We start from the raw sequence: 24616 nt of genomic DNA on the forward strand, positions 1-24616 counted from the left end.
GTACGAGCGCCGGCGATCGGGATCATTCAAAGAATGACGGTCAGCCCTCTGCGCTCTCCTTTGGGTTGATTGCCAGTATCTCGGCCACGCGGCGAACTTGCTGCTGTTCTACGCGGCTCAGCCGGCGATACAGATCGATCAGTCGACGCTCGATGTCCGTGAGTACGGCGATTTCCGACCCGGCTTGTTCGAGGTTGATTTGATCGTTCTTCTTGCGATCCAACATGCTAACTACTCCATAAAGTGCATTGCAGAAATGACTTTATGGGGGGTGAGCAGGCTCATTGGAATCAGGGCGACCCCAATGACGGCGTCGGTTCATTGCAAATTAAGACCGATGCCTGGCGGCATCGTCGGCCATGGCTTCGAGGATGCGGCGGATCGCTTTTTGGTCATCTTCTGGAATGCTTCGAAACTGGTTTATCAAGCAGTCTTCAACTTCCGTCAGAGCCTCGTTGGGCAAGGTCTTACGCGTTCCGTGAACGATGTACGCAACGTCAAAATCGAGCAGCGAGTTTGCAAGACTCAGATAGGACGCAGGCGCATCACTGGCGCCCGATTCATAGTTACCTTGGGTTCTTTTAGACACGCCAAGTTTTTCAGCCAGTTGATCTTGAGTCAGGCCAGCACCGGCGCGAAGTTCACGCAGCCTAGCGCCGATCTCTTCGGAGAGAGTCAATATTTTTCCACTCGCATATTTACATTGGCAGTTTTTTGCCACATCCTGCGCTTGTCATCACACGAAAACGCAGAGATTTGCACTATGCCGAACACAAGCATCACCGAGCAAGCCCGCAAGAAAGCACGGGAAGCGTTAGAGAAGCGCGGTCAGTCCGCAAAAGATTTCGCTGCTATGCACAACCTGAGTCCCAGCACCGTCTATGCGGTGCTGAGTGGACAGAGCCAATGTCGCCGTGGGGAGGCACACCGAGCCGCCGTTTTACTAGGCGTTAAACAAGGTGTGATCGAACAGTAACGGCAGGGGCAAACAGGGAAAAGTAGAAGTTGAAAACTCCAATCCTAGACACACGCAAAGAAGTCATGAGCGAGATCATTCGCAGCTATAACGGCGGCCGCGAAGCTGCAGCAGCACGCTTAGGTCTGAAGCTCAAAAAGTTCGACAACCATGCCTACGAAAATGCGGGTTGCAGTCCTCTGAGTGATACCCAAGTTTTCATGCTCGAGCAGGACTGTGGAACGAACCACTTCCCCAACTACATTGCCTCGATGTATGGGGGACTGTTCGTGCCAATGGCTGATCCTGAAACGCTGGACAACGTCGAACTTTACGCACGCTCCGTTCAAGTTTCTGCAAAACGAGGTTGCGTTGATCAAGCAATCGCCGCCGCTCTTGAAGACGGATCGATCAGTGATGAAGAAGCCGAATTCATCATGGACGCGCATAACCTCCACGTAGCAGCCAGGCACGCAGAAGTGCTGGCCGCAATCGCTCTCTACCGTGCAGGAAAAGCTCAATGAATAATTTGTCTGCAGTACCGGAATACCAAGATGTTCTGCAGAACGCTGCCCTGTCGTTCCTTGAGCGTCACCACTGCGAACACCTGAGCGACGACCAGCAACTGTTCAGCCGGGCTGTTCAGTTCCTGGTTGCAGACTACGACGTGAAAACGCAGGTCGCCGAAAAGATCGTCCATCTGGCGGGCACCACGATGGTCGCTGTACGCGATCGGCAACGCTTGAACATCCAGAACAGCACGTCGACGCACACCGTAATCGTTGATCCGGCCACCGGCAGACAGTGGGCCGTACCGGTCAGCGTCATCTATGAGCGAATCATCAACGCGCCAGACATCGGCCGCTTTCGCTTAGCCAACTCGTAACACCAACCCTCAAACAAACGCCTATCCCGCACTCCGTGGGTTTGGGTGAGCTGCGCCCGAAATCGAGGTTTCAAGATGGGAAACGCCGTAATTCTGACCACCCAGCTGCCACCCGCAGAAGCCGAAGCACTGCTGGCTGCGATGCGCGAGCAGTACCGCTTGAGCCTCAACGACTACTGGTACGCGGATGAATACCGGTACGTCCCGCAAGAAAAACGGCACAGCTCGATTCTCGAAAGAACTCCGGTGATGGCGGCGCAGAAACGCCTGATGGCCGCCCTCTCCCTCAGCCTCAAAGCAGTGAAGTAACCATGAAAGAAGATCTCCGCCACGATGTGCTGCAACGCCTCCAGTTCGACTTCGGACTCAAGCACCGAGTGGGCACCGATTACATGCGCGGGGGCACCTGCCCCAAGTGCAAGAAAAAGGAGTTGTATTCACGGTTCGATACGCCATGGATGGTGATTTGTGGACGCCCTGAAAAGTGCGGCCACACCTTGCACGTGAAAGAGCTGTACGACGATCTGTTTGAAGACTGGAGTAAGCGTGCGCCGGCGACGGACCAGCACCCTAACGCCACTGCCCGGGCTTATCTGGAGTTCGCTCGAGGCTTTCGGTTCGAACTGGTCCAAGGTTGGTTCACACAAGAAAGCTTCTATTCGCCTGAACACAACGCCGGCAGCGCCACGGTGCGTTTTGCTCTGGAAAAAGGCGGCTGGTGGGAACGCCTGATCGATCAGCCGCACCGTTTCGGCAAGATGAAGGCGCGTTTCAAATCCAAGGACAGCTATCGCGGCGTCTGGTGGTGCCCGCCCTGCGTCGACCTGCTTGAGGTCAAGGAGCTGTGGATTGTCGAAGGCATCTTCGATGCCATCGCCCTGGTGCATAACGACATCGCGGCGGTGTCGGCTATGTCGTCCAACGCGTTCCCTGCGGACTCGCTCAAAGCCCTCATCAAGACCCGCGAGGGCGGCAAGCTGCCCAAGTTGGTATGGGCGCTGGACAACGAACCGAGCGCCAACGCCTACACCCGACGTTGGGTCCGCGATGCCCGCGCGTTGGGTTTCGTCTGCGAATCAGCACTGATTCCGCAACGCGACGGCCGCAAGGCTGATTGGAACGACATGCACCAGCGCTGGAGCTTTATTCAGGACGACGCCAAGCGCGCCGAGCAGATTGCTACGGATCTCAAACAGGCTCGCCACCAGGGTGCGCTGCTGCTGGCTGAGAGCGCAGCGGAAAAAGCCTTGCTGATGTACGACTGGAACAAACGCGGCGAATTTCACCTGGGCTTTGGCAACCGTTTGTACTGGTTCAAGTTGGACATGGAGAAATTCAACCGCGCCATGTCCGACATCGAGGACAGCGAGAACCATGACGACCAATTGCTTAACCAGGCGCAACAGCGCGAAAAGGCACTGCAGCAGTCCGGCAGCGTCGTGGAGATTGCCAACTGCTACCCGCAAGCCCTGTATTTCCAGCGCAACGAAGTCACCGACGAGTCCTGGTACTACCTGCGTGTGGACTTCCCCCACGACTCCGAGAGTGTGAAAAACACCTTCACCAGCGGTCAGTTGTCCGCCGCGAGTGAATTCAAGAAACGCCTGCTCGGCATGGCGGCCGGCGCCATGTTCACCGGCAGCGGCCAGCAGCTCGACAAGCTGATGAAGGATCAGCTGTTTGGCATCAAAACCGTGTCGACCATCGACTACGTCGGCTACAGCAAGGAGTACGCCTGCTACGTCTACGGCGACCTCGCGATCAAGGACGGCACCACTTACAAGGTCAACAGCGAAGACTATTTCGAGTTCGGCAAGCTGCGCCTGAAAACGCTGCAGAAAGGCGTACCAATCAAGCTGCAGCGCGATGGCAAAGACTTCAACGAGAAGTGGGTACAGTTGCTGTGGACCTGTTTCGGCGCCCAGGGCTTCGTCGCACTGGTGTTCTTTTTCGGCTCACTGTTCTGCGAGCAGATCCGCGCGCGGTACCAGTCTTTCCCTTTTTTGGAAGCCACCGGTGAAGCGGGCGCGGGTAAAACCACCCTGCTCAACCTGCTGTGGAAACTGCTCGGCCGCGAAGGTTATGAGGGTTTCGACCCGATGAAATCGACCAAGGCCGGGCGTTCGCGCCTGATGGGTCAGGTGTCCGGCATGCCGGTGGTGTTTCTTGAAGCCGATCGCCACAGCGACGATCGGGCGCACGCCAAAACCTTCGAATGGGACGAGCTGAAAGACTTCTACGGCGGCGGCACGCTGGCCACCAAAGGCGTCAAGACAGCGGGCAACGAGACGTATGAACCGCCCTTTCGCGGAACGATCGCGATCAGCCAGAACGCGGCGGTGGTGGCGCACGAAGCGATCATGACGCGCATCGTTAAATTGCACTTTGTGCGTCCGATCGTTACGCCGGAAAGCCGTGCGGCCGCCGATCAGTTGAATGCGTTGGACGGCGCCACCCTCAGTCACTTCCTGTTGCGCGCCGTGGGCAAAGAGTCCGCTGTGCTTGAGCTGTTCGCCCAGCGCATGCCCGAACACGAAGCCAAGCTGCGCCGCCTGCACACGCACTGTTTTGCCTGCGGTACGGCCTATGCGAGCGAGCAAGGCAACTGCAGCAGTTGCGGCTACGACCTGCGCGGTTACATCCGCGTCGAGCGCATCAGCAAGAACCACGCGCAATTGTTGGCGCTGCTGGATGGCCTGCGCCTGGTGCTGAAACTCAGTGATCCGCAGGTCGCCGCCACGCAGCGGCAGATCGTGCGGATGGCCATTGAGCGCCAGGCCTCGATCAGTTCCGACCATCCGGCCGTCGCCGAATTTTGGGAGGTCTACGACTACCTCGAATCCTTGAGCGAAGACCCGGTGGTCGACCACAGCAGTGACCCGACGGTGATTGCCATCAACCTCAACGAATTCTGCGAGCGCGCCGCCGAACACAAACAGAAGCTGGCGGACGTGGCCACGTTGCGCGACCTGCTTAAGGAGTCGCGCTCGCGCAAATTTCTCGACAGCAACAAGGCCGTGCACAGCGCCGTGCGCGCCGCCTTCAATCACCGCAACCCTGTTTCCCAACCCCGGCCGACCACGGTCAAGTGCTGGACATTCAAGGCGTAAAGGAGAGCAAGACCGATGCAGATCCAAGTGTTTATGGGCCATACCGGCAACGGCCACACCAACAAGCTCCAGTCGGTGCAAGACCGTTTGGATTTGGCGGGACAACGCGCGCCGATCATTCAGGCCGGTGCTTACGCAGAGGACGGTTTGTTGCAGATGCTGGAAGTTCGAGCCGCCGCTGGCCAGCGCGAAATCCTCGTGGACGAGTGCAGCCGGCAACAGATTTTGCGGGTGTTGGAATGGCAGTCATGTGTTGAACATGAGCCGCGTTTCGACGGCCTGGTGATCCACCTGGCACGTAAGGACTGAGGAAAAAAACAGTGTCGAGGAGTTGCAGCTCCTCGACACCCGACTACAACTGAGGACCCTAACCATGCAAGCACAGAACCACAGCAGCAGCGGCGCGAAGGCTACCACACCGGCGCGGCACCTGGTGGCCACCGCGATTATCGGCGCCGCCGTTATCGGCTACCTGGTGCACAAAACCCCCGAGGCCCGTACGCGCCTGGAAAGCCTGAGCCAGATGGCCAGCCGCTTGGGCGATCTGAGCGCGACGGATGCCGCCGTGATCAGTCAGCTACTCGCCCGCCCCGCCACACAGGGAGACTCGCGCCATGTCCAGTGACCCAGTCGTAACACCGGTGCGCCGCTTTCCCTGGAACATCGATTACACCAGCGTGTGCGATCAGTGCGGCAAGTGGCGCGCCCAGGGCAATCACGATAAATGCAGCCGCCGGCGTCAGCGGCTGAATGCTCATCTGCGCCATCCCAAGCCCAAGGCATAGGCCGCGTCCACCAGAAGACGCACCCGCAGATACTTGGCCCGGAAACGGGCCTTTTTGTTTCCGATCGTCAGACTGTCGACATACGAGTACAGCGTTAGGGGTTTACATGAGTGGGGTCGAAGCTCGCGGAAAGTCCGTGAGAATCTATTTTCAATACAACGGGGTAAAGTGCCGGGAAGCGATCCCGGGCGGCAACACACCGGCGAACGTGGCGCAGGCCCGACGCCTGGTCGACATCATCGAATACGAAATACAGACCGGCACTTTTGACTATGCGCGACACTTTCCGCATTCCTCCAGGCTGGTGGAAAACACCTTTGGCCATTACCTGGACCTGTGGCTGAAGATCAAGGCCAACAGCGTCGCCGCCTCCAGCTACCGCGGTTACGCCAACAAGGCCGAAGTGCATGTGCGCCCGCGCTGGGGCAAGGTGCAGATCAACCACATCGATCACTTGGACCTGCAGGAGTGGATTCAAGACACGCTGTCCAAAACCCTGAAGAACAAGACCATCCGCGACATCATCAGCAATGTGCGCCAGGTGTTCCGCTTGTACCGCACGCGGATGAAAGTCGCGCATGACCCGACCGAGGGGTTGATGGTGCGCCTGCCCGATCCGGAAGCACCGGATCCGTTCACCCGCGCGGAAATCAGCCAGATCCTCAGCACCCCGACCCAGCGCACGCAGGAACTGTTGATGGTGCAGTTCATGTTATGGGCAGGCCCTCGGGTCTCGGAAACGATCGCCCTGGCCTGGGAGGACGTCGACCTGGCGCAAGGCACGGTGACCTTCCGGCGGTCCAAAGTGCGCGGGGCTTACCGCGTGACCAAGACCCGTCGATCGACGCGGCGGGTGCGCCTGCTGGCACCGGCATGGGATGCCCTGCGCAAAATCGATGCGCTGAACCGCAACCGAAAAGCGGAAACCGTGGAGGTGGTCGAGCGAGACAACAAGACGGTGCGAAAACACAAACTGCACTTTGTGTTCCTCAACACCAAAACCGGCTTGCCGCACGCCAACGATTTTGTCGTGCGCGATCGCTTTTTCAAGGCGCACTTGCTCGCCGCCGGCGTACGGTATCGGGGACCTGGTCAATGCCGGCACACCTACGCCAGTCAGCTGCTGACCACCGGCGTGGCATCAATCGACTGGATCGCCGAGCAGATGGGACATACCAACGGCAACATGATCCGTCAGCACTACGGAACGTGGATCAATGAAGACGGCCCGGATGTGGTGGGGATGCTGCAAATGGCGTTGAAGCTGACGCCGGTCACAGCTCCACACTAAAACCCCGCAGGCCGACGTTTTCGGCAAAGCGCCCCACAGCGGTCGAACTGGCCCAGGTGCGCAGTCGCTCACGCCGTGAGCGCACCGGCACCCAGCGTGCGCCGCTGCCGCCTAAAAGAATCGACAGGCCCCAATCGGGGCCACCTTCAATCTTGGCGACCATGCAGTCGCGCACCGCATGTTGCTCCACCAGGGCGCGCAATACGTCTTCGTGAATGCCTTCGCCGATCATCTATTCAGTTCCCGCTGACGCGCCTGTAAAGCGCGGTCGAATATGAGGTACAGCCCTTCGATGGCCCCGAGGTTGAGTGCTTTCACCGTTTCAATGCCCAGGGTGAAACCTTCAGCTCGGTCGGCGGCGTGCAGCGTGTCGGCTAGGGTGTTTGCCTGGACGATGCCAGCGAGCAACTTCAGCGCTTGCACATGCACAGAACGCGGCAGGTTAAGTGCCGCAAATTCGTCGTCGTCAATCATTGCCATTGCCATCCATTCAGAGTCCCCGGTTGCTCAAGAGCCAAATCGTACTGCTCGACGTCGATCAGCAGCCAGCCGCCGGTGGGTTGGTTAGACCCGTCGATCAAGAACCCCTGCACCATTGTTCCATGCGGCAGCATCACCCGCAGCGCGTTGGCCTCCTTGGGTCCTTGCAGGTAATGCTGCAGTTCAACGCGGACGCGACCGGAGCCCACATGAATGAGGCGCACCGGGCATTCGAGATTGGTTAGCTCGCCCGGCTCCCGCCCCTGATAGCGGGCCAACACGGTGACGGTGGCCAGACCTTCATAAAAGCACATGGGCATCCTTCAAATAATGAGTGGCTGCAGCAAGCCAAGCGGTAGGAGGATGGTAGACCAGTCCTGGGACGTCTGGTTTCCACGGCGCATGAAAAAGGCCCCCACACCTGGGCCAGATGTGGGGGCCGATTGAACATAAACGGCGTTATATTCACTAGTGGCCAATAGCCGCAATACGTCATAATTGGCGAACTGTGCATCCACACCCCGTGCCGGACCGACGGTCACGCCAGTGGCCCCTCTGCATTGAACCAGCTTCTTTCTGGCGCAATCCATGAGTCAACTAGGAGAAGTTTTATGAAATGTATGTGCTGGATCTGTTGGGAAAACGCGGTGCTCAAATATGAGGTGGGCGATTGGCAGAACATCGCCTGTGACGGATGCGGCCGTTACCTTATCAGCAAGCACTTCATGCAAGAAAATGTGGGCAACACGGCTGACGTGGAAGTGATGAGAAAACTCATCACAGACTCAGAGCGCGCGGGATTAATCCCGGCAGTAATCGATGGTACGGCTAGATACGCGTTATCACCTAGATGTGCACGGTGACACCTGTCCGTCACTGCCATAGCGCGCACAGAACGTTATATTAAGGCAGTCACGGCTCTGAAGATGTTTTCGGTACAAACTCTATTGATCGTACTTGGCCGTTTGCTTGGTCGTTGCGACTCTCTAATACTGTCGTAATCGCATGATCGCTTCGGTGATTGCGTTTGCATTTGCGTCTAGCGTTTCCAATGCCACGATGGCGTTCTCAGCAACTTCATCTGCACCAGCTCCCGAGATCCAATGAGTGATTTCCTCTATTGCGGCGCCCAGCGCATGCTGGTTGTGCAGCAGCAATGTGAGCGCGTCGGCTGTAATGACGTTGGGGTCTGTCTTCCTTGGCATCTGTATCTTCCTTAAAATTTAGCGCTGGTCTGAGTTAATCGATCCTATTCCATGACCTCAGTCCCAGGCCAGCGAGACGGATGCGCGCCATTGCACATTCGTCACACCGAAACGTTCGGCCATAGGCTTGGAAAAACGTTTCAACGGGGCACGGCCTGGCTTGGGAATAGGCGCAAGACCAGCGTCACAGCTCGCCCACTGCCATGCCTCCGCATTGTTCATCACCTTCGCTCTGATTGTGAAACTTTTCGGTTGGCCGTGGAACTGGTAGTCGATTACAAACAAATCCGCTTGCGTCATGATAACTCCTATCACTCATGAACAAGTGAGGTCACGTATCTCAAAAAATTCAGAGAAACTGTTCGACAATCGTTAACGCGAGCGAAGTCACTCAAGCCCACCGCTCGCGGTCAGTGGTTCTCTTGACTCAAATGGTGTGACTGAGTGAATCAGCGTATCCAAGAGCGCATCAGACCGAACCAAGCTGTTTGGATGATCCTTCTCGATTGCCCGAACCGGCATACTGGAGACGAGCGCGTCTCCAGGATCTTGGACGAGACTCAACCCTCCCGCCGCTCGCACGGCGGCGGCACCAAAAGCTCCGTCTCCATCATTGCCGGAGAGAATCAAGCTGACGACTCGGTTGCCGAAAACGGCAGCGGCCGTGTGAAACAGCCGGTCTACGGCGGGTTTGGAAAAATGTATTTTGGGCCCATCGTTTAGGTGCAAAACGCCAGGCTCAACAACTTCCAAATGTCTGCCTGGCGGGGCGAGATAGACACGGCCAGTCTCGATTGCAATCCCGTCTTCGGCATATTCCACAGGTAATGCTGACCAGGAGCCGAAGATGGATGCCAGCAGCCTTGGGCTAGAGGGGCCTGTATGCACAACAATCAAAACAGCTGCTGGGAAGTTCGCGGGTAGGCCTGAAAGAATTTGACGAAGTGGAGCGAAGCTTCCTTCCGATCCACCGATCACAACGATGTCTCTAAAAACATTCATGTTATTCATGCGCTCTGTCTTTTTTTGTTGAGCAAGAGCAGCAGGTGAATGTTCAATTTTCTGAGAGCCAATTCGCCTCGATTCGTCAGAGCTGATGATCGGTCAGTCGCCGACCAAGCTTAACGGTCGTTGGTCCTTCTTTTTCTGCACCAAAAATGTGCATCTGTCCCAGATCTGTCCCATATAGGCTTTTTTCAGCCGCCAAAAACCACAAACCCCCGACTTTCGCTAGGAAAATCAGGGGCTTGCGTTTACTGAATGTGGCGGTGAAGGAGAGATTCGAACTCTCGATACAGTTTCCTGTATACACACTTTCCAGGCGTGCTCCTTAAGCCACTCGGACACTTCACCGTATCTCCGCAGACATGTTCTGTCTGTCGAGGCGCGCTAATGTAGTCGAAAGCTTTTGCGATGGCAAACTTTTTTTCAGAATTTTCATGCGCTTAAGAGAGCGCGCTTCATTCTGCCAAAGCGGGCGATGGCAAACCCGCCAATCTCGGGTAAGCCGCACGCTTCCTTTATAGCAGGCAACACGCGCGCGACGCTGGCCGAAGCGCAAAACGGTGACTGGCAGGTCAGTCACGGCGCTTTACCTGGCCTGCGGCGGTGGGTAACGTCTGCCCATCTTTCTAATAAGGAATAGCGTCATGAGCGAGTTGATTGCCTACCACCTCGAAGACGGTATCGCGACCCTGACCCTGAACAATGGCAAGGTCAACGCGATTTCTCCGGATGTGATTGCGGCGTTTAACGCGGCGCTGGATCAGGCGGTGGCGGATCGCGCCGTGGTGATCATTACCGGGCAGCCGGGGATCCTCTCGGGCGGGTATGACCTGAAGGTGATGACCGCGGGCCCGAAAGAAGCCGTTGCGCTGGTGACGGCCGGTTCGACCCTAGCCCGCCGCCTGCTCTCTCACCCGTTCCCGGTGATCGTTGCTTGCCCGGGGCACGCTGTGGCCAAGGGCGCTTTCCTGCTGTTGTCCGCCGATTACCGCATCGGTGTCGATGGCCCGTTCAGCATCGGTCTGAACGAAGTGCAAATCGGCATGACCATGCACCACGCCGGTATCGAGCTGGCGCGTGATCGCTTGCGGCGTTCGGCTTTCCATCGCTCGGTGATCAATGGCGAGATGTTCGATCCGCAAAGTGCTGTTGATGCAGGCTTCCTCGACAAAGTCGTCACAGCCGAAGAATTGCAGGGCGCCGCGCTGGCTGCCGCGCGCCAGTTGAAGAAGATCAACATGCTCGCGCACAAGAACACCAAGCTCAAAGTGCGCAAGCAACTGCTGGAAACTCTTGACGACGCCATCCTGCAGGATCAGCAACATCTGGGCTGACTCGTCCAGGATCTGCCGGTAAGTGAATAGCCCGACCCTCGTGTCGGGCTTTTTCTTACGTCACGCGTCGAAGATTCGCGGAAAGCTCTAGGACGCGCCTGACAGGCAAGACTGAAACATGCGCTTAAACATCGGCCATCTCCGGACTCTATAGCGGCAATTGCCGAAAACAGTGCACATCCGTACACTGCGCCACCTTTTGTCCCGGTGGGCCTGCAAAAATGCTGTTTGTGTTTCGTATGTTGTTGATGGGCCTGCACTTTATTCTGGCCGGCGTGCTCGGCGTGATCCTTGGACTGTGCCGCCCGTTCAACCCGGACAACAGCCGACTCTGCGCCCGCCTCTACGCTTTGCCGGCGATGTGTATCTTGCGTTTGCGGGTCAGGTCCGAGGTCAACGGCTTGATGAACAAGCCCGACAGTTGCGTGATCATTGCCAACCATCAGTCCAACTACGATCTGTTCGTCTTCGGCAATGTCGTCCCGCGCCGCACCGTGTGTATCGGCAAGAAAAGCCTGAAGTGGGTGCCGTTGTTTGGCCAGTTGTTCTGGCTGGCCGGGAATGTGTTGATCGACCGTGGCAATGCGCACAAGGCGCGGCAGTCGATGCTGACGACGACCCACACCTTGCAGAACGAAGACACCTCGATCTGGGTGTTTCCGGAAGGCACCCGCAACCTCGGTGAAGATTTGTTGCCGTTCAAAAAAGGCGCGTTCCAGATGGCAATTGCCGCCGGCGTGCCGATCGTTCCGGTGTGCGTGAGCAGCTATATCAAGCACATGCGCCTGAATCGCTGGCGCAGTGGCAACGTTCTCATACGTTCCTTGCCGGCGATTCCTACAGTCGGATTGACCATGGACGACATGCCCATGCTGATCGAGCGATGCCGCGAGCAGATGCGCGAGTGCATCGAATCGATGGATCGGCAACTGCAAGCCGCGTGAAACAAGACCCGCCCTGTGCGGGTTTTCTTTTGCCGGGTGAACTGTAGAAGTTTCACTGACTCTCAAGCAGCGACACGGCTAAGCTGAAGCCTAGTTTTCCTGCCATCTGCCAAGAAGAAGTGAATCACCACCATGGGTCGAGTTGTTGCTGCTGCGGTGTACAGCGAGGGTAAGAAAGTCACCAATATTGCGCTGGACGAAGGTGCTGCCTGGGCCGCCAAACCCGGCCACTTCGTCTGGATCGGTCTGGAAGAACCGGACGCACAGGAGTTATCCAACCTGCAACGCCAATTCAATCTGCATGAATTGGCCATCGAAGATGCGCTGGAAAAACACAGCCGACCGAAACTGGAAACCTTTGGTGACGCTCTGTTTATCGTCACCTACTCACCGGTTCGCGAAAACGGCGTCTTGCAATTTATCGAAACGCATATCTTCGCCGGCAGGGGTTACATCATCACTGCTCGCAACGGCCACTCCGCGTCGTATGCCTATGTGCGGCAGCGCTGTGAAGCGCGCCCGCTGTTGCTCGAGCACGGGGAGGATTTCGTCCTGTACGCGCTGCTCGATTTCGTCATCGAGAACTATCAGCCGGTGGGCGAAGCGATCCACGCCGAGATCGATGAGCTGGAGCGCAACGTCTTGTGTAGCGCCCTCAACGAGCGTGACATTCAGAAGCTGCACGGTCTGCGCCGAGACGTGGTGCGCTTGCGTCGGTACGCGGCACCGATGGTGGAAATCGGCGAAGAGCTGCAAAAGCTGAGTTTCCCGTTCATCGACAAGAACATGCGACCGTACTTTCGCGATGTGCAGATTCACGTGACGCGGCAGATGGAAGACCTGAGCACGCTGGCGGACATTGCCAGCCAGACCATCGAGATCGGCGTGTTGCTCGAGGCATCCCGGCAGAGCGTGGTGCAGCGCAAGTTTGCGGCGTGGGCGGCGATTCTCGCGTTCCCGACGGCGGTAGCGGGGATCTACGGGATGAACTTCCAGAACATGCCGGAATTGACCTGGCATTACGGTTATTTTGCGGTGCTGGGGTTTATTGCGGTGGGGTGCGTGAGTTTGTGGGCGAGCTTCAAGCGGTCGGGGTGGTTGTAGCCGGGACCGCGTTGCCCCGGCGATTCGCGATCAGCCTTGCTCCCACAGAGATTGTGGGAGCAGGTCCTTTCAGCGTTGAGCCGCTTCTGGCTTGTGCGCCACGAAGCGCATCATCCACTCCGCAACCGTAGCGCCATGATGTTCCTGCTCAAGGCTGGCCATGCCTTTGCTGTAAATCTGCGAGCCCAGCGCTTCCTGGCGCAGGTCGAGCAGCGCGCGCGAGTAATCGTGAATGAATTCCGGGTGGCCCTGGAAGCACAGCACTTGGTCGTTGATGTGATAAGCCGCGAACGGGCAGAAATCGCTGGAGGCGATGACTGTCGCGTTTTCCGGTAGTTCGGTGACCTGATCCTGGTGGCTGATCAGCAGTGTCAGCTCTTCGCGCACCGGGCTCATCCACGGCGCCTTGGCTGCCAGCTGATAGCTGTGAGTGCCGACTCCCCAACCCTGGGAGGCCCGCTCGCTCTTGCCACCAAGCAGCAGCGCCAGCAATTGATGGCCAAAGCACACGCCGAGCAATTTGTCGCCGCGTTCGTAGCGATTCAGAAGATAGGTCTTGAGGGTCTGGATCCACGGATCCGTACCGAACGAATCGGCTTTGCTGCCGGTGACCAGGTACGCATCGAAAATCTCGTCGTCGCTTGGATAATCACCCTTCACCACGTTATAGACAGTGAACTCAGCGGCGATCGGTTGCTGCGAGAACAGGCGCTGGAACATCTGCCCATAGCCCTGATATTGGTCAATCAATTCGGGCCGCAGGATGTCGGTTTCGAGAATGCAGATGCGCAGCGACATAAAAAATACCTGACACGTGATGGGAATAATGAACACCCCAGAGCCTGCCTTGAAACACGTGGCCAAGGCAAGCCCCGAAATGCTCGCTGGCCCTAGAACATTTCACCTTTCGCCGCTTTGTCCAGCAGCAGCGCTGGCGGGGTAAAGCGCTCGCCGTATTGTTCCGCCAGATACTGCGCGCGGGCGATGAAGTCCTTCAGGCCATACTGGTTGATGAACTGCAGCGCCCCGCCGGTCCATGCGGCGAAACCGATGCCGAAGATAGAACCGACGTTGGCATCCGCCGTCGAGGTGAGCACGCCCTCCTCCACGCAACGCACGGTTTCGATGGCCTGCACGAACAACAGCCGATCACGCACATCCTTCGTAGAAATCTGTCCGTCGGCCTTCTCGAAGCGCGTTTTCAGCTCCGGCCACAAATGCTTCTGCGAGCCCGCTGGATACTCATAAAAACCGCCTCCGGCAGCTTTGCCCGGTCGCTTGAATTCATTGAGCATCAAGTCAATCACGGCAAAGGCCGGGTGCTCAATCAGCGGTTTCCCTTCAGCCTGTAGGTCCTTGGCCGTCTGTTGACGAATATGGCTCATCAGGCTGAGGGAAACTTCGTCGGAGATTGCCAGCGGCCCGACCGGCATCCCGGCCTTGCGCGCTTCGGCCTCGATCATCGGCGCACTGACGCCCTCGCCAAGCATGGCAATGCCTTCGTTGGTGAACGTGCCGAACACCCGCGAGGTAAAGAAGCCGCGACTGTCGTTGACCACGATCGGAGTCTTCTTGATTTGCAGAACGAAATCGAAACCGCGAGCGAGAGTTTCGGCGCTGGTCTGCGCACCTTTGATGATTTCCACCAGCGGCATTTTTTCTACCGGACTGAAGAAATGCAGGCCGATGAATTTGCTTTGATCGGCCACCGCCGTCGCCAGACCGGTGATCGGCAGCGTCGACGTATTGGAAGCAATGACCGCTTCACCGCCCACGACCTGTTGCGCGGCGGCGGACACCCTGGCTTTGAGTTGGCGATCCTCGAACACCGCTTCGATGATCAGATCGCAACCGGCCAGATCGGCATCGCTTTCGCTCGCAACGATTCGCGCCAGCACCGCTTCGCGCTGTTCGGCAGTCATTTGGCCACGGGCAACTTTCTTGTCCAGCAGCGCTGCGGAATGCGCTTTGCCCTTTTCGGCAGCGGCGAGGTTGATGTCCTTGAGGACGACGTCGATACCGGCCGAGGCGCTGACGAACGCGATGCCTGCGCCCATCATTCCGGCGCCGAGCACACCGACTTTGCGGGTTTTATAGGGCGCAAAACCTTGCGGTCTTGAACCGCCGGCGTTGATCTCGTTCAACTGGAACCAGAACGTACCGATCAGGTTTTTCGAAATCTGCCCGGTCGTCAGCTCGGTGAAGTAGCGGGTTTCGATCAGGTGCGCGGTGTCGAAATCGACCTGAGCGCCCTCCACCGCCGCGCATAGAATCTTCTCCGGCGCCGGCAGGGTGCCTTGGGTTTTCGCGCGCAGGATCGACGGCGCAATCGCCAGCATTTGCGCCACTTTCGGGTTCGATGGCGTGCCGCCAGGAATCTGGTAACCCTTGACGTCCCAGCGCTGCACTGGCGCCGGATTGGCGAGAATCCAGGCGCGCGCCTTGGCCAACAGCTCACCGCGATCCGCTGCCAGTTCATCAATCAGCCCGGCCTGCACCGCCTGTTGCGGGCGCACTTTTTTGCCTTCAAGCAAGTACGGCAGGGCTTTTTCGATGCCGAGCATGCGCACCATGCGCACCACCCCGCCGCCGCCCGGCAACAGGCCAAGGGTCACTTCCGGCAGACCGAGTTGCACCGAGGCGTCATCAACAGCAATGCGGTGGTGACAGGCCAGACAGATCTCCCAGCCGCCGCCCAGCGCGGCGCCGTTGATCGCCGCGACCACCGGTTTGCCGAGGGTTTCCAGGCTGCGCAATTGCGCCTTGAGGGTCAGCACCATGTCGTAGAAAGCTTTGGCTTCGGGCTTGCCGACCTTGATCAGTTCATTGAGGTCGCCGCCGGCAAAAAAGGTTTTCTTCGCGGAGGTGATGATCACTCCGGCGATGCTGTCTTTCTCCGCTGACAAACGAGCAACGCAAGCGGCCATGGCCTCGCGGTACACGGCGTTCATGGTGTTGGCGCTCTGGCCCGGCATGTCCATGGTCAGCACGACGATACCGTCCTGGCCTTTTTCGCAACGAATGGCTTCGCTCATAACAGGGTTCCTTGAAGTCGGGGCTCAGAGGCGTTCGATGATGGTGGCAATGCCCATGCCGCCGCCGACACACAGCGTCGCCAGGCCGTAGCGCAGATGCCGCGCTTCCAGTTCATCAAGCAGGGTGCCGAGGATCGCGCAACCCGTGGCGCCCAGCGGGTGGCCCATGGCGATCGAGCCGCCGTTGACGTTGACCTTGCCGGGATCGACGGCCATGTCCTTGATGAATTTCAACACCACCGAAGCAAACGCTTCGTTGACCTCGAACAGATCGATGTCCTCCACCCGCAATCCGGCCATGGCCAGCGCTTTGCGAGTCGCCGGCGCCGGGCCGGTGAGCATGATGGTCGGGTCGGTACTGGTGACGGCCGTGGCGACGATGCGCGCGCGTGGCTGCAGCCCCAGCGCGCGGCCCTTGGCTTCGGAGCCGATGAGCATCAGCGCCGCACCGTCGACAATTCCGGAACTGTTGCCCGGCGTGTGCACGTGGTTGATCCGCTCGACATGGCTGTAGACCCGCAACGCCGTGGCGTCAAAGCCCATCTGCCCGATCATTTCGAAACTTGGCTTGAGCTTGCCCAGGCCTTCGAGGGTCGATTCGGCGCGGATAAACTCATCGTGATCAAGCAGGATGATGCCGTTCTGATCCTGCACCGGCACCAGCGACTTGTTGAACGAGCCGTCGGACCGTGCTCGCGCGGCTTTTTGCTGGGAGTGCAGTGCGTAGGCATCGACATCCTGCCGGCTGAAGCCTTCGAGGGTGGCGATCAGATCGGCGCCGACCCCTTGCGGGGTGAAATGGCTGTGCAGGTTGGTCTGCGGGTCCAGCGCCCAGGCGCCGCCATCGCTGCCCATTGGCACCCGCGACATCGACTCGACGCCGCCAACCACCACCAGATCCTCGAAGCCCGAGCGCACTTTCATCGCGCCAAGATTCACCGCTTCCAGACCCGAAGCGCAGAAACGATTGATCTGCACACCGGCGACGCTGACGTCCCAGTCGGCCACTTGCACCGCCGTCTTGGCGATGTCCGAGCCTTGATCGCCAATCGGCGTGACGCAGCCGAGGACGACATCATCGACCTGACTGGTGTCCAGCGCGGTGCGCGCCTGCAAGGCGCTCAGCAAACCGGCCACCAGGTTGACCGGCTTCACGCTGTGCAGCGCGCCATCGGCCTTGCCTTTGCCACGCGGGGTGCGCAACGCATCGAAAATCAAAGCTTCAGTCATGACGTCCTCGAACCTGATTTATTGTCACTTCACTTTCGCCCTGCGCCGACTGGCAAGCAATGACCACATTGCTCGAAGCGCTTGACGCACACGCTCAGACGGACGGTCATCCGTCATCAGGTGAACCGGTTCAGGTCGCCGAGTTGTCTAGCCAGCGGGCGGCAAAGAAGCTGGCAATACGCCTCATGCCGTTTTAAGAGCTTTTGCAAAGAACTCCATATGAAATGGATCTAAGCGAAGGCAGACGCGGGCTCTAAGGTGAAGATGTACGCCATCGTCGTCGGGTTTTGCCGAGACGGGCGTCCTTTAACAGGAAGTGCAACGCGTGCCGTCAGGGATATGCAGTCAGGCATGCATCAGGAAATAACAATAAAGGCGGTCAAGCCATGTTCAAACAACCGAAAGTACGTCAAGCAGGACTCATTCTTTTCGCCACGACGCTGTTGCTGATCTTGCCGAATCTGACCAAGGTCATCGGCTGATTCAAACGTCGCGTGCTGTATATCGCCACTGAAAATGTGACTGGCCCGCTACCCGGGCCAGCGCGGTTGTGCCAACCTTTGCGCACTCCCACGACATGGACGGCGATCATTTGAAAACGCTCATTGCGCTCGGTGCCTTGCTGCTGAGCTTGCCCTTGTCCGCCGCACAACTGGATCTGCAGTTGGGCGCAAACAGCCGCACCTGGCAGACCGAAGAGCTGCTCAAGCATCCTCAGCTGCAAACTCTCACGATCAACAATGATGTTTCCTACAAGAAGGACATGACCTATCGGGCTGTGCCTCTGGCCGCATTGCTGACGGGGGTCAAGCCGGAGGATCACTTGCAGGCGGTGGCGCTGGATGGCTTTGCCGCAGAGTTGGCCGCCGCGCCCTTGCTGAACAAGGACGGCGCACGAGCATGGCTGGCAATCGAGGACCCGGCGCGGCCGTGGCCACCGTTGTCTGCCGGCAAGCACAGCGCCGGGCCGTTCTATCTGGTCTGGACCGATCCGCAGGCAGGTAATATCAGCCCCGAGCAGTGGCCGTTCGAAGTCGCCAGTATCAAGCTGATGGCCCCGGTGGCCCAACGCTTTCCTGCCCTGCTGCCCGATCCTGCCTTGAAGGCCGATGATCCGGTGAACCAGGGTTTTGCCCTGTTTCAGAAAAATTGCCTGGCCTGCCACCGGCTGAATGGTGCCGGAGACGCGCAGTTCGGTCCGGATCTGAATATTCCGTATAGCCCGACCGAGTATTTCGGGGCGGATTTCTTGAATCGCTACATCCGCGATCCGCAGAGTTTGCGTCAGTGGCCGCAGGCGAAGATGCCGGGGTTTTCCGCGCAGGTGTTGCCGGATGGAGACCTGGAAATGCTGGTGGGCTATCTCAAGCACATGGCCGGCCGCAAAGCCAAGCCATAAGCCTTAGGGTGTTATTACTGGCCTCTTCGCTGGCAAGCCAGCTCCCACAGGGTATGCGCAGAGTTCGAATCACCGGTCATCCTGTGGGAGCTGGCTTGCCAGCGATAGCGGTATCCCGAATCTATTGTTGCTGCACGGAAATAACCGGCGTCGGCGAGACGAACACCTTCGCATGCATCTGCTCGCAACCGCCGCCCCGGCGCATGCCACGGACCGGGCAGGCATCGAGATAATCCAGGCCGACCGCCAGCTTCAAGTGTCGCTCCGGACGCGCCAGTTGGTTGGTCACGTCGAAGCTGTACCACGCGTCATCCAGCCACGCTTCTGCCCAGGCATGACTGGCCAGATGCTCGCAATCTTCGCTGTAGAGATACCCCGACACGTAACGCGACGGCACGCCAAGACTGCGCGCGCAGGCCAGAAACGCATGGGCATGATCCTGACAAACCCCGGCGCGACCGGCGAAAGCTTCGGCGGCGCTGGTGTCGACTTCGGTTGAGCCCGGCGTGTAGGTCATGTGCTGATTCAAACCGTGCATCAAGTCGATCAGCGCGGTGCGATCACGCCGTTGCTTGCAGTTCTTCGCGGCAAATTCGCGCAAGGCTTCATCGGCTTCGGTCAGGCGCGTGAAGCGCAGGAACGGCAGCGCCGACTGGCTCTCATGTTCGGCCTCGCGCAATTCGTCAATATCGACCTGACCACGGGCGCCGATGATGATCGCTTCGTGGGGCTCGTCCATGGTCAGCACATGCAGGATGTTGCCGAACGGATCGAGCTGCGCACGCACCGGACGCGGCAGGTCGAGTTGCCAACTGAGGACATGCTGGCGCTCGCTGTCGTGGGGCGTCAGGCGCAGGTACTGGATGCTCGCGCGCACCTGATCTTCGTAGTGATAGGTCGTCTCGTGGCTTATGGAAAGTCTCATGCAGCCTCCAGGTAGGAACTGTGAATGGCGTTGCCCAACTGGCGCACCAGCGGGATGAATTCGGTCAGCCAGGCGTGCAGGCCTTCGTCGAGGATTTCGTTGATGCCGGTGTAGCGCAGGCGCGCGTCCATTTCCGCCGCCAGGCGTTGTGCCGGTCGGCCGTTGGCGCCTGGCAGTTGCGCGAGGATCTGGTCGATCTCTTCGGTACAGGCACGCAGCGAACGCGGCACATCGGCGCGTAACAGCAGCAGTTCGGCGACATGCCGGGCGCCGGGCGCGTCGCGGTAGATTTCGGTGTAGGCCTCGAATGAGGACAAGGCGCGCAGCAGCGCACTCCATTGGTAATAGGCGTGCGCCGTGCCGTCGCTGACTGCTTCGGCCTGATCGCCGGCCATTTCGTAACGGGCATCGAGCAGGCGCAGCGTGTTGTCCGCGCGCTCGATAAACGTGCCCAGACGAATAAAGCGAAACGCGTCGTTGCGCATGATCGTGCCGTATGAGGCGCCACGAAACAGGTGCGAACGCTCCTTGATCCATTCACAGAAACGGCTCATGCCATAACGACTCAGGCCCTGTTCGGCGATGCCGCGAATCTCCAGCCAGGTCGCGTTGATGTTTTCCCACATGTCCGCAGTGATTCGCCCGCGTACCGCATGAGCACTGGCCCGCGCTGCACCAAGGCAGCTGTAGATACTGGCCGGGTTGGCCGCATCCAGTGCGAAGAAATGCAGCAGGCGCTCGGCGTGGAGATCGCCGTGGCGTTCAAGGTAATCGTCCAGGGTGCCGGTGATCAGCAACGGCATGGCGAGTTCGTGCAGACCGTCGCCGCGCCCGTCCTGCGGCATCAGCGACAGCGAATAACTGATGTCGAGCATGCGCGCGAGATTCTCCGCACGCTCCAGGTAACGCGACATCCAGTACAGATCCGAGGCAGTTCTACTTAACATGGCAAGCTTCCTTCAATCCTCGACTACCCAGGTGTCCTTGGTGCCGCCGCCCTGGGAGGAGTTCACCACCAGGGAGCCTTCACGCAACGCGACACGGGTCAAACCGCCGGGCACGACCCGGGTTTCGCGGCCGGACAGCACGAACGGACGCAAGTCGATATGGCGCGGCGCGATGCCGTTTTCGACAAAGGTCGGACAGGTCGACAGCGATAGTGTCGGTTGCGCAATGTAGGCATGGGGTTTGGCTTTGATGCGCTCGCGAAAGGCATCGATTTCCGCCGTCGTCGCGGCTGGCCCAACGAGCATCCCGTAACCGCCGGAGCCTTGGGTCTCCTTGACCACCAGTTCCGGAAGATTGGCCAGCACGTGGGACAGCTCGGACGGGTTGCGGCACTGCCAGGTCGGCACGTTTTTCAGAATCGGCTCTTCGTCGAGGTAGAAACGGATCATGTCGGTGACAAACGGGTATACCGATTTATCGTCCGCCACTCCGGTGCCGATTGCGTTGGCCAGCACCACATTGCCGGAACGATAGGACGACAGCAGCCCCGGCACGCCGAGCATTGAGTCCGGGTTGAATGCCAGCGGATCGAGGAAGGCATCGTCGAGGCGACGATAGATCACGTCGACCGCTTTCGGGCCATCGGTGGTGCGCATGAAGACTTTGTCGTCACGCACGAACAGATCCGCACCTTCGACCAGTTCCACGCCCATTTCCCGGGCAAGAAACGCATGTTCGAAGAACGCGCTGTTGAAGCGTCCCGGCGTCAACACCACCACGCTCGGATTGTCGATCGGGCTTGAGCTTTTCAGGGTGTCGAGCAGCAGATTGGGATAGTGATCGATCGGGGCGATGCGTTGGGCGGAGAACAGTTCGGGGAACAGGCGCATCATCATCTTGCGGTCCTCGAGCATGTAGCTGACGCCACTGGGGGTGCGCAGGTTGTCTTCGAGGACGTAGTAAGTGCCATCGCCATCGCGCACCAGATCGACGCCGGAGATATGCGAGTAGATGTCGCGGTGCAGATCCAGGCCTTGCATCGCCAACTGGTATTGCTCGTTGGCCAGCACCTGTTCGGCGGGAATAATCCCGGCCTTGATGATGCGCTGCTCGTGGTAGAGGTCGGCGAGAAACATGTTCAACGCTTTGACCCGCTGAATGCAGCCGCGCTCGACAATCCGCCATTCACTGGCCGGAATGCTGCGGGGAATGGTGTCGAACGGAATCAGGCGCTCGGTGCCCTGCTCGTCGCCATAGAGCGTGAAGGTGATCCCGGCACGGTGGAACAGCAGATCGGCCTCGCGGCGGCGCTGCGCGAGCAGCTCGTCGGGCGTCTCGGCCAGCCAGCGGGCAAATTCCCGGTAATGCGGGCGGACCAGTCCGCCGGCATCGTACATCTCGTCAAAATAGGTGCGGATCATGCCGTACTCCTTGTCACTCCGGACATACAGGCCTTCGCAAGGCCCGTGCCATCGGCATAAACGCTTTGATTTCAATCGGTTGTAGATCCACGCCGAAGGCTGCGCACCATTCCTGTGCGGCAAATGCCCCGGTCCGATTGCCCCCGCTTCATTGCGACGCACTGCATCGCCTATCACCAGCATAGTCAGAGTTGATTTCACTGCCCGGCCACGACTGCGGATAATCCGCGCATTCGCTGCAAAACTTCCCCGGCACGCCGCCGCGAAGTAGACAGCTCAACTGATCTGAACTGCCTTGGCAGCCCCGTCCCGACAGGACTTTATTGCATACCCGTCTTCCCTTTTAGCCACCCTCTCCGGTGGCTTTTTTTTGCCCAGGATTCTTGTTTCAGGGTTTTGCCACTGCGATGTGCAGAAGCCAGAAACGACAACGGCCGACCCGAAGGTCAGCCGTTGCCCGACAGACAATGCGCAATATCAATTCAACCGGTAACGATTGCGCACCTCCTGCTTCACGCCCCAACCCTCGATAATGCCGCCCAGCGGTTCGACCACGGCTGAAAAGCCTTGCTCGAAATCGCCGATGTCGTCATAGGTTGCGTACATCACTTTGCTCAATTCCAGCGACCAGGCGCCGTCGTCGCGCGCACTGACCTGGGCATTGATGGATTCACCACGAAATTTGCCTGCTGCCCTGCGCGCCCGCTCCTCGTCCGGGAAAATCGCGTAGAACTCGATGGGATGGAACCGGGAAAAATCGAAACCGCCTTCTTTCATGCGGCGCAGAACGTTGCTGCTGATGTCTTCTTGATAGGCTGTGCTCATGAATCGTCCCCCTCGATTGATGGATAGACTTTCCGTATTCCCGCCCCGGGCCTTTTGGCCTAAGTACTACGGCAACGTGGTTGCGCGCGGGAAACAAGCATGTAGCTGACAAGACCAGACCTTAGCGATCCATTCGCTGATCTCGCTTGCAGAGTAGCCCCAAGAGAGCGCCGCTGCCAAGGCCTGGATTACGAGATGACAGGAAGTGTTCAGACAGGGGTGATGCTGCGGATTTCGATGCCGTTCTGGGTCTTGAGGTTTTTCACCCCGGCATCGGCGGTGCGCCCTTCCAGATCATTCAGATCCAGCTTGGCGGCGACCGGAAGAAGCCGCTCTTTGACGAGCCGTGCGGCTTCATCATCGGACGGGCATTCCTCACGTTCGAAGACTTCATCGACAATTTCACCGTGATCATCCACGAAAGTGACTTTCCACTTTTGCATCAGTGCCTCCTCGATCAACCCGTAAATGGGCTTACCTCTATCTCGACTTTTTTCCGCGATAGTTGGTTCAAAAGGATTACAGCCGACAACGGTGAAAATAACCATCCAATCGGTAAGGCGGACTTCTGTGGCGAGGGGATTTATCCCCTCACCACAAAAGCTCCCTTGCAGAGCGACTTCAGCGTGATCAGTCGTTGCTCGGCTTGTTGACCGCTTGCAGCACGTATTGCGGCAAGGCGAACGCGCCGATGTGGATTTCCGGGTTGTAGTAACGGGTGACGATGCCGCTGCCGATGAAGCGCTGTTGCAGGGTTTCACGGCTGAGCTTGCGGTAGGCCGGGTTGGTCGAGCCCCAGGCGAAGGTCATCGAACCGCCGATGTAGGTCGGCACGGCGGCCTGATAGAAATGCCAGTCCGGGAACAGGCTGCGCAGGCGACCGGCGGTGGTTTTGACTTCGTCGATTTGCATGAACGGTGTGCCGTTCTGAGTCACCAGGATGCCGCCTTCGTTCAGGCAGCGGTGGCATGCCTGGTAGAAGTTCTCCGAGAACAGCACTTCGCCCGGGCCGATCGGGTCGGTGGAGTCGGAGATGATCACGTCGAATTTTTCAGTGGTGGTAGCGACGAAACGCATGCCGTCATCGATCACCAGGTTCAGGCGCGGATCGTCGTAGGCACCGGCGGAATGGTTCGGCAGGAACTCCTTGCACATGTCGACCACGGTGCCGTCGATTTCAACCATGGTGATGTGCTCGACGCCGGCGTGCTTGGTCACTTCGCGCAGCATACCGCCGTCACCGCCGCCGATGATCAGCACGCGCTTGGCAGTGCCATGGGCGAGGATCGGCACGTGGGTGAGCATCTCGTGGTAGATGAATTCGTCAGCTTCGGTGGTCTGGATCACGCCGTCCAGCGCCATCACCCGGCCCATGCGCGGGTTCTGGAAGATCACCAGATGCTGGTGTTCGGTGCGCACTTCGTGCAGCAGTTTTTCCATGCGAAAACGCTGGCCGTAGCCTTCGTAGAGGGTTTCCAGGTACTCGCTGGTCTTGGTGACGGTCATGGTCAAGTGCTCCGATAAATGCGCGGGCGCCATCGTGGGGACGATTGCCCGGGAAAGGCGCGCATTCTACGTTGCCGAAGATGACAGGTCGAACCTCCGGTTGTTTTTTACCAGCGCAAACCACTGTGGGAGCGAGCCTGCTCGCGAAAGCGCAGCATCAGTTGCCGGTGATGGCGACTGATCCAACGTCTTCGCGAGCAGGCTCGCTCCCACAGAGATGACCGTGTG

General features: G+C 58.6%; 30 protein-coding genes and 1 tRNA gene. 13 read left to right on the top strand and 18 right to left on the bottom strand.

The features are described 5' to 3' along the window. Positions 1-40: 40 nt before the first annotated feature. Both D8U70_RS15510 and D8U70_RS15515 read right to left on the bottom strand, forming a co-directional pair. Entirely contained in the window at positions 41-226 is a 186-nt protein-coding gene (locus D8U70_RS15510; RefSeq protein ID WP_130929242.1) for a hypothetical protein, read from the bottom strand. Between the two features lie 102 nt (positions 227-328). Then, positions 329-679, bottom strand: coding sequence for a helix-turn-helix transcriptional regulator (locus tag D8U70_RS15515; RefSeq protein WP_130929243.1), 351 nt, complete (start codon positions 677-679; stop codon positions 329-331). 84 nt (positions 680-763) lie between these two features. Here D8U70_RS15515 and D8U70_RS15520 point away from each other — a divergent pair, with 84 nt between their 5' ends. From D8U70_RS15520 to D8U70_RS15555, 9 genes are all read left to right on the top strand, one after another. Then, entirely contained in the window at positions 764-976 is a 213-nt protein-coding gene (locus D8U70_RS15520) for a DNA-binding protein (RefSeq protein ID WP_130929244.1), read from the top strand. Positions 977-1005: 29 nt separating this feature from the next. Next, positions 1006-1479 carry a YmfL family putative regulatory protein gene (locus tag D8U70_RS15525; RefSeq protein WP_110645150.1) on the top strand — a complete coding sequence of 158 codons (474 nt, stop codon included), beginning with the start codon at positions 1006-1008 and terminating at the stop codon, positions 1477-1479. Beyond that, positions 1476-1841, top strand: a complete 366-nt coding sequence (locus tag D8U70_RS15530; protein ID WP_130929245.1) for a hypothetical protein — start codon at positions 1476-1478, stop codon at positions 1839-1841. Before D8U70_RS15525 ends, D8U70_RS15530 begins: the two co-directional genes overlap by 4 nt. Positions 1842-1916: 75 nt before the next feature. Next, positions 1917-2150, top strand: coding sequence for a hypothetical protein (locus tag D8U70_RS15535; RefSeq protein ID WP_064392761.1), 234 nt, complete (start codon positions 1917-1919; stop codon positions 2148-2150). Positions 2151-2152: 2 nt separating this feature from the next. Then, positions 2153-4951 carry a toprim domain-containing protein gene (locus D8U70_RS15540; protein ID WP_130929246.1) on the top strand — a complete coding sequence of 933 codons (2799 nt, stop codon included), beginning with the start codon at positions 2153-2155 and terminating at the stop codon, positions 4949-4951. Positions 4952-4966: 15 nt separating this feature from the next. Beyond that, the gene (locus D8U70_RS15545) at positions 4967-5260 is read left to right on the top strand and encodes a hypothetical protein (RefSeq protein WP_130929247.1); all 294 of its coding nucleotides are present in this window, start codon (positions 4967-4969) and stop codon (positions 5258-5260) included. A 64-nt stretch (positions 5261-5324) separates the two neighbouring features. Continuing rightward, positions 5325-5576: a hypothetical protein gene (locus tag D8U70_RS15550; RefSeq protein ID WP_122699007.1), complete on the top strand. Its 252-nt coding sequence runs from the start codon at positions 5325-5327 to the stop codon at positions 5574-5576. Then, positions 5566-5736, top strand: a complete 171-nt coding sequence (locus tag D8U70_RS27745; protein WP_177433973.1) for a hypothetical protein — start codon at positions 5566-5568, stop codon at positions 5734-5736. Before D8U70_RS15550 ends, D8U70_RS27745 begins: the two co-directional genes overlap by 11 nt. Before the next feature lie 106 nt (positions 5737-5842). Beyond that, on the top strand, positions 5843-7027 hold the full coding sequence (locus D8U70_RS15555) for a DUF3596 domain-containing protein (RefSeq protein WP_130929248.1): 1185 nt from the start codon (positions 5843-5845) through the stop codon (positions 7025-7027). Here the strand turns inward: D8U70_RS15555 and D8U70_RS15560 are convergent. From D8U70_RS15560 to D8U70_RS15590, 7 genes are all read right to left on the bottom strand, one after another. Further along, complete coding sequence (locus tag D8U70_RS15560) at positions 7011-7259, bottom strand: hypothetical protein (protein WP_110645144.1); 249 nt, start codon at positions 7257-7259, stop codon at positions 7011-7013. The two genes, D8U70_RS15555 and D8U70_RS15560, sit on opposite strands and share 17 nt — an antisense overlap. Beyond that, on the bottom strand, positions 7256-7501 hold the full coding sequence (locus D8U70_RS15565) for a hypothetical protein (protein WP_110645143.1): 246 nt from the start codon (positions 7499-7501) through the stop codon (positions 7256-7258). The genes D8U70_RS15560 and D8U70_RS15565 overlap by 4 nt, the downstream gene beginning before the upstream one ends. Further along, positions 7498-7821: a hypothetical protein gene (locus D8U70_RS15570; RefSeq protein WP_110645142.1), complete on the bottom strand. Its 324-nt coding sequence runs from the start codon at positions 7819-7821 to the stop codon at positions 7498-7500. Before D8U70_RS15570 ends, D8U70_RS15565 begins: the two co-directional genes overlap by 4 nt. A 672-nt stretch (positions 7822-8493) precedes the next feature. Continuing rightward, a complete protein-coding gene (locus tag D8U70_RS15575; RefSeq protein ID WP_130929249.1) occupies positions 8494-8712 on the bottom strand; it encodes a hypothetical protein in 219 nt (72 codons plus the stop codon). A gap of 57 nt (positions 8713-8769) precedes the next feature. After that, a complete protein-coding gene (locus D8U70_RS15580) occupies positions 8770-9012 on the bottom strand; it encodes a DUF6555 family protein (protein WP_130929250.1) in 243 nt (80 codons plus the stop codon). Between the two features lie 87 nt (positions 9013-9099). Next, the gene (locus D8U70_RS15585; protein WP_130929251.1) at positions 9100-9723 is read right to left on the bottom strand and encodes a chemotaxis protein CheB; all 624 of its coding nucleotides are present in this window, start codon (positions 9721-9723) and stop codon (positions 9100-9102) included. 252 nt (positions 9724-9975) lie between these two features. After that, a tRNA-Ser gene (locus D8U70_RS15590) sits at positions 9976-10065 on the bottom strand. A gap of 296 nt (positions 10066-10361) precedes the next feature. Here D8U70_RS15590 and D8U70_RS15595 point away from each other — a divergent pair. From D8U70_RS15595 to D8U70_RS15605, 3 genes are all read left to right on the top strand, one after another. Continuing rightward, positions 10362-11051 carry a crotonase/enoyl-CoA hydratase family protein gene (locus tag D8U70_RS15595; RefSeq protein WP_076566844.1) on the top strand — a complete coding sequence of 230 codons (690 nt, stop codon included), beginning with the start codon at positions 10362-10364 and terminating at the stop codon, positions 11049-11051. 221 nt (positions 11052-11272) lie between these two features. Next, positions 11273-11995 (top strand): 1-acylglycerol-3-phosphate O-acyltransferase, encoded by a 723-nt coding sequence (locus D8U70_RS15600; protein ID WP_024012238.1) that lies wholly within the window; start codon positions 11273-11275, stop codon positions 11993-11995. Positions 11996-12127: 132 nt separating this feature from the next. Further along, a complete protein-coding gene (locus D8U70_RS15605; RefSeq protein WP_016773794.1) occupies positions 12128-13099 on the top strand; it encodes a magnesium and cobalt transport protein CorA in 972 nt (323 codons plus the stop codon). Positions 13100-13168: 69 nt separating this feature from the next. Here the strand turns inward: D8U70_RS15605 and D8U70_RS15610 are convergent, their stop codons facing one another. The 3 genes from D8U70_RS15610 to D8U70_RS15620 all read right to left on the bottom strand — a co-directional run bounded on the left by D8U70_RS15610 (position 13169) and on the right by D8U70_RS15620 (position 17364). Then, complete coding sequence (locus tag D8U70_RS15610; protein WP_130929252.1) at positions 13169-13897, bottom strand: amidotransferase; 729 nt, start codon at positions 13895-13897, stop codon at positions 13169-13171. Between the two features lie 92 nt (positions 13898-13989). Then, positions 13990-16134 carry a 3-hydroxyacyl-CoA dehydrogenase NAD-binding domain-containing protein gene (locus tag D8U70_RS15615; RefSeq protein WP_130929253.1) on the bottom strand — a complete coding sequence of 715 codons (2145 nt, stop codon included), beginning with the start codon at positions 16132-16134 and terminating at the stop codon, positions 13990-13992. Positions 16135-16158: 24 nt separating this feature from the next. After that, positions 16159-17364, bottom strand: a complete 1206-nt coding sequence (locus D8U70_RS15620) for an acetyl-CoA C-acetyltransferase (protein ID WP_130929254.1) — start codon at positions 17362-17364, stop codon at positions 16159-16161. Between the two features lie 577 nt (positions 17365-17941). On the opposite strand from D8U70_RS15620, the gene D8U70_RS15625 reads away from it, so the two are divergent. After that, on the top strand, positions 17942-18763 hold the full coding sequence (locus tag D8U70_RS15625; protein WP_130929274.1) for a cytochrome c: 822 nt from the start codon (positions 17942-17944) through the stop codon (positions 18761-18763). Positions 18764-18884: 121 nt separating this feature from the next. On the opposite strand, the gene D8U70_RS15630 is transcribed toward D8U70_RS15625, so the two are convergent. The 6 genes from D8U70_RS15630 to speE all read right to left on the bottom strand — a co-directional run bounded on the left by D8U70_RS15630 (position 18885) and on the right by speE (position 24388). After that, entirely contained in the window at positions 18885-19688 is an 804-nt protein-coding gene (locus tag D8U70_RS15630) for a transglutaminase family protein (RefSeq protein ID WP_073472583.1), read from the bottom strand. Beyond that, positions 19685-20635 carry an alpha-E domain-containing protein gene (locus D8U70_RS15635; protein ID WP_010456611.1) on the bottom strand — a complete coding sequence of 317 codons (951 nt, stop codon included), beginning with the start codon at positions 20633-20635 and terminating at the stop codon, positions 19685-19687. Before D8U70_RS15635 ends, D8U70_RS15630 begins: the two co-directional genes overlap by 4 nt. 12 nt (positions 20636-20647) lie before the next feature. Further along, complete coding sequence (locus tag D8U70_RS15640) at positions 20648-22057, bottom strand: circularly permuted type 2 ATP-grasp protein (RefSeq protein WP_016773787.1); 1410 nt, start codon at positions 22055-22057, stop codon at positions 20648-20650. A 477-nt stretch (positions 22058-22534) separates the two neighbouring features. After that, a complete protein-coding gene (locus D8U70_RS15645) occupies positions 22535-22882 on the bottom strand; it encodes a ribonuclease E inhibitor RraB (RefSeq protein ID WP_003223226.1) in 348 nt (115 codons plus the stop codon). A gap of 209 nt (positions 22883-23091) precedes the next feature. Beyond that, positions 23092-23325, bottom strand: coding sequence for a hypothetical protein (locus D8U70_RS15650; RefSeq protein WP_024012230.1), 234 nt, complete (start codon positions 23323-23325; stop codon positions 23092-23094). 187 nt (positions 23326-23512) lie between these two features. Next, entirely contained in the window at positions 23513-24388 is an 876-nt protein-coding gene (speE, locus tag D8U70_RS15655; RefSeq protein WP_016773785.1) for a polyamine aminopropyltransferase, read from the bottom strand. Between the last annotated feature and the right edge of the window lie 228 nt (positions 24389-24616).

It is taken from the genome of Pseudomonas sp. Sample_20 (genome assembly GCF_004307585.1).
Taxonomy (GTDB): domain Bacteria; phylum Pseudomonadota; class Gammaproteobacteria; order Pseudomonadales; family Pseudomonadaceae; genus Aquipseudomonas; species Aquipseudomonas atacamensis.

What these genes read in the sequence shown, in the direction of transcription:
- D8U70_RS15510 (WP_130929242.1), bottom strand. Translation starts at nt 226, where the DNA reads ATGTTGGATCGCAAGAAGAACGATCAAATCAACCTCGAACAAGCCGGG.
- D8U70_RS15520 (WP_130929244.1), top strand. Translation starts at nt 764, where the DNA reads ATGCCGAACACAAGCATCACCGAGCAAGCCCGCAAGAAAGCACGGGAA.
- D8U70_RS15530 (WP_130929245.1), top strand. Translation starts at nt 1,476, where the DNA reads ATGAATAATTTGTCTGCAGTACCGGAATACCAAGATGTTCTGCAGAAC.
- D8U70_RS15535 (WP_064392761.1), top strand. Translation starts at nt 1,917, where the DNA reads ATGGGAAACGCCGTAATTCTGACCACCCAGCTGCCACCCGCAGAAGCC.
- D8U70_RS15540 (WP_130929246.1), top strand. Translation starts at nt 2,153, where the DNA reads ATGAAAGAAGATCTCCGCCACGATGTGCTGCAACGCCTCCAGTTCGAC.
- D8U70_RS15545 (WP_130929247.1), top strand. Translation starts at nt 4,967, where the DNA reads ATGCAGATCCAAGTGTTTATGGGCCATACCGGCAACGGCCACACCAAC.
- D8U70_RS15550 (WP_122699007.1), top strand. Translation starts at nt 5,325, where the DNA reads ATGCAAGCACAGAACCACAGCAGCAGCGGCGCGAAGGCTACCACACCG.
- D8U70_RS27745 (WP_177433973.1), top strand. Translation starts at nt 5,566, where the DNA reads ATGTCCAGTGACCCAGTCGTAACACCGGTGCGCCGCTTTCCCTGGAAC.
- D8U70_RS15555 (WP_130929248.1), top strand. Translation starts at nt 5,843, where the DNA reads ATGAGTGGGGTCGAAGCTCGCGGAAAGTCCGTGAGAATCTATTTTCAA.
- D8U70_RS15560 (WP_110645144.1), bottom strand. Translation starts at nt 7,259, where the DNA reads ATGATCGGCGAAGGCATTCACGAAGACGTATTGCGCGCCCTGGTGGAG.
- D8U70_RS15565 (WP_110645143.1), bottom strand. Translation starts at nt 7,501, where the DNA reads ATGATTGACGACGACGAATTTGCGGCACTTAACCTGCCGCGTTCTGTG.
- D8U70_RS15570 (WP_110645142.1), bottom strand. Translation starts at nt 7,821, where the DNA reads ATGTGCTTTTATGAAGGTCTGGCCACCGTCACCGTGTTGGCCCGCTAT.
- D8U70_RS15575 (WP_130929249.1), bottom strand. Translation starts at nt 8,712, where the DNA reads ATGCCAAGGAAGACAGACCCCAACGTCATTACAGCCGACGCGCTCACA.
- D8U70_RS15580 (WP_130929250.1), bottom strand. Translation starts at nt 9,012, where the DNA reads ATGACGCAAGCGGATTTGTTTGTAATCGACTACCAGTTCCACGGCCAA.
- D8U70_RS15585 (WP_130929251.1), bottom strand. Translation starts at nt 9,723, where the DNA reads ATGAATAACATGAATGTTTTTAGAGACATCGTTGTGATCGGTGGATCG.
- D8U70_RS15595 (WP_076566844.1), top strand. Translation starts at nt 10,362, where the DNA reads ATGAGCGAGTTGATTGCCTACCACCTCGAAGACGGTATCGCGACCCTG.
- D8U70_RS15600 (WP_024012238.1), top strand. Translation starts at nt 11,273, where the DNA reads ATGCTGTTTGTGTTTCGTATGTTGTTGATGGGCCTGCACTTTATTCTG.
- D8U70_RS15605 (WP_016773794.1), top strand. Translation starts at nt 12,128, where the DNA reads ATGGGTCGAGTTGTTGCTGCTGCGGTGTACAGCGAGGGTAAGAAAGTC.
- D8U70_RS15610 (WP_130929252.1), bottom strand. Translation starts at nt 13,897, where the DNA reads ATGTCGCTGCGCATCTGCATTCTCGAAACCGACATCCTGCGGCCCGAA.
- D8U70_RS15615 (WP_130929253.1), bottom strand. Translation starts at nt 16,134, where the DNA reads ATGAGCGAAGCCATTCGTTGCGAAAAAGGCCAGGACGGTATCGTCGTG.
- D8U70_RS15620 (WP_130929254.1), bottom strand. Translation starts at nt 17,364, where the DNA reads ATGACTGAAGCTTTGATTTTCGATGCGTTGCGCACCCCGCGTGGCAAA.
- D8U70_RS15625 (WP_130929274.1), top strand. Translation starts at nt 17,942, where the DNA reads ATGGACGGCGATCATTTGAAAACGCTCATTGCGCTCGGTGCCTTGCTG.
- D8U70_RS15630 (WP_073472583.1), bottom strand. Translation starts at nt 19,688, where the DNA reads ATGAGACTTTCCATAAGCCACGAGACGACCTATCACTACGAAGATCAG.
- D8U70_RS15635 (WP_010456611.1), bottom strand. Translation starts at nt 20,635, where the DNA reads ATGTTAAGTAGAACTGCCTCGGATCTGTACTGGATGTCGCGTTACCTG.
- D8U70_RS15640 (WP_016773787.1), bottom strand. Translation starts at nt 22,057, where the DNA reads ATGATCCGCACCTATTTTGACGAGATGTACGATGCCGGCGGACTGGTC.
- D8U70_RS15645 (WP_003223226.1), bottom strand. Translation starts at nt 22,882, where the DNA reads ATGAGCACAGCCTATCAAGAAGACATCAGCAGCAACGTTCTGCGCCGC.
- D8U70_RS15650 (WP_024012230.1), bottom strand. Translation starts at nt 23,325, where the DNA reads ATGCAAAAGTGGAAAGTCACTTTCGTGGATGATCACGGTGAAATTGTC.
- speE (WP_016773785.1), bottom strand. Translation starts at nt 24,388, where the DNA reads ATGACCGTCACCAAGACCAGCGAGTACCTGGAAACCCTCTACGAAGGC.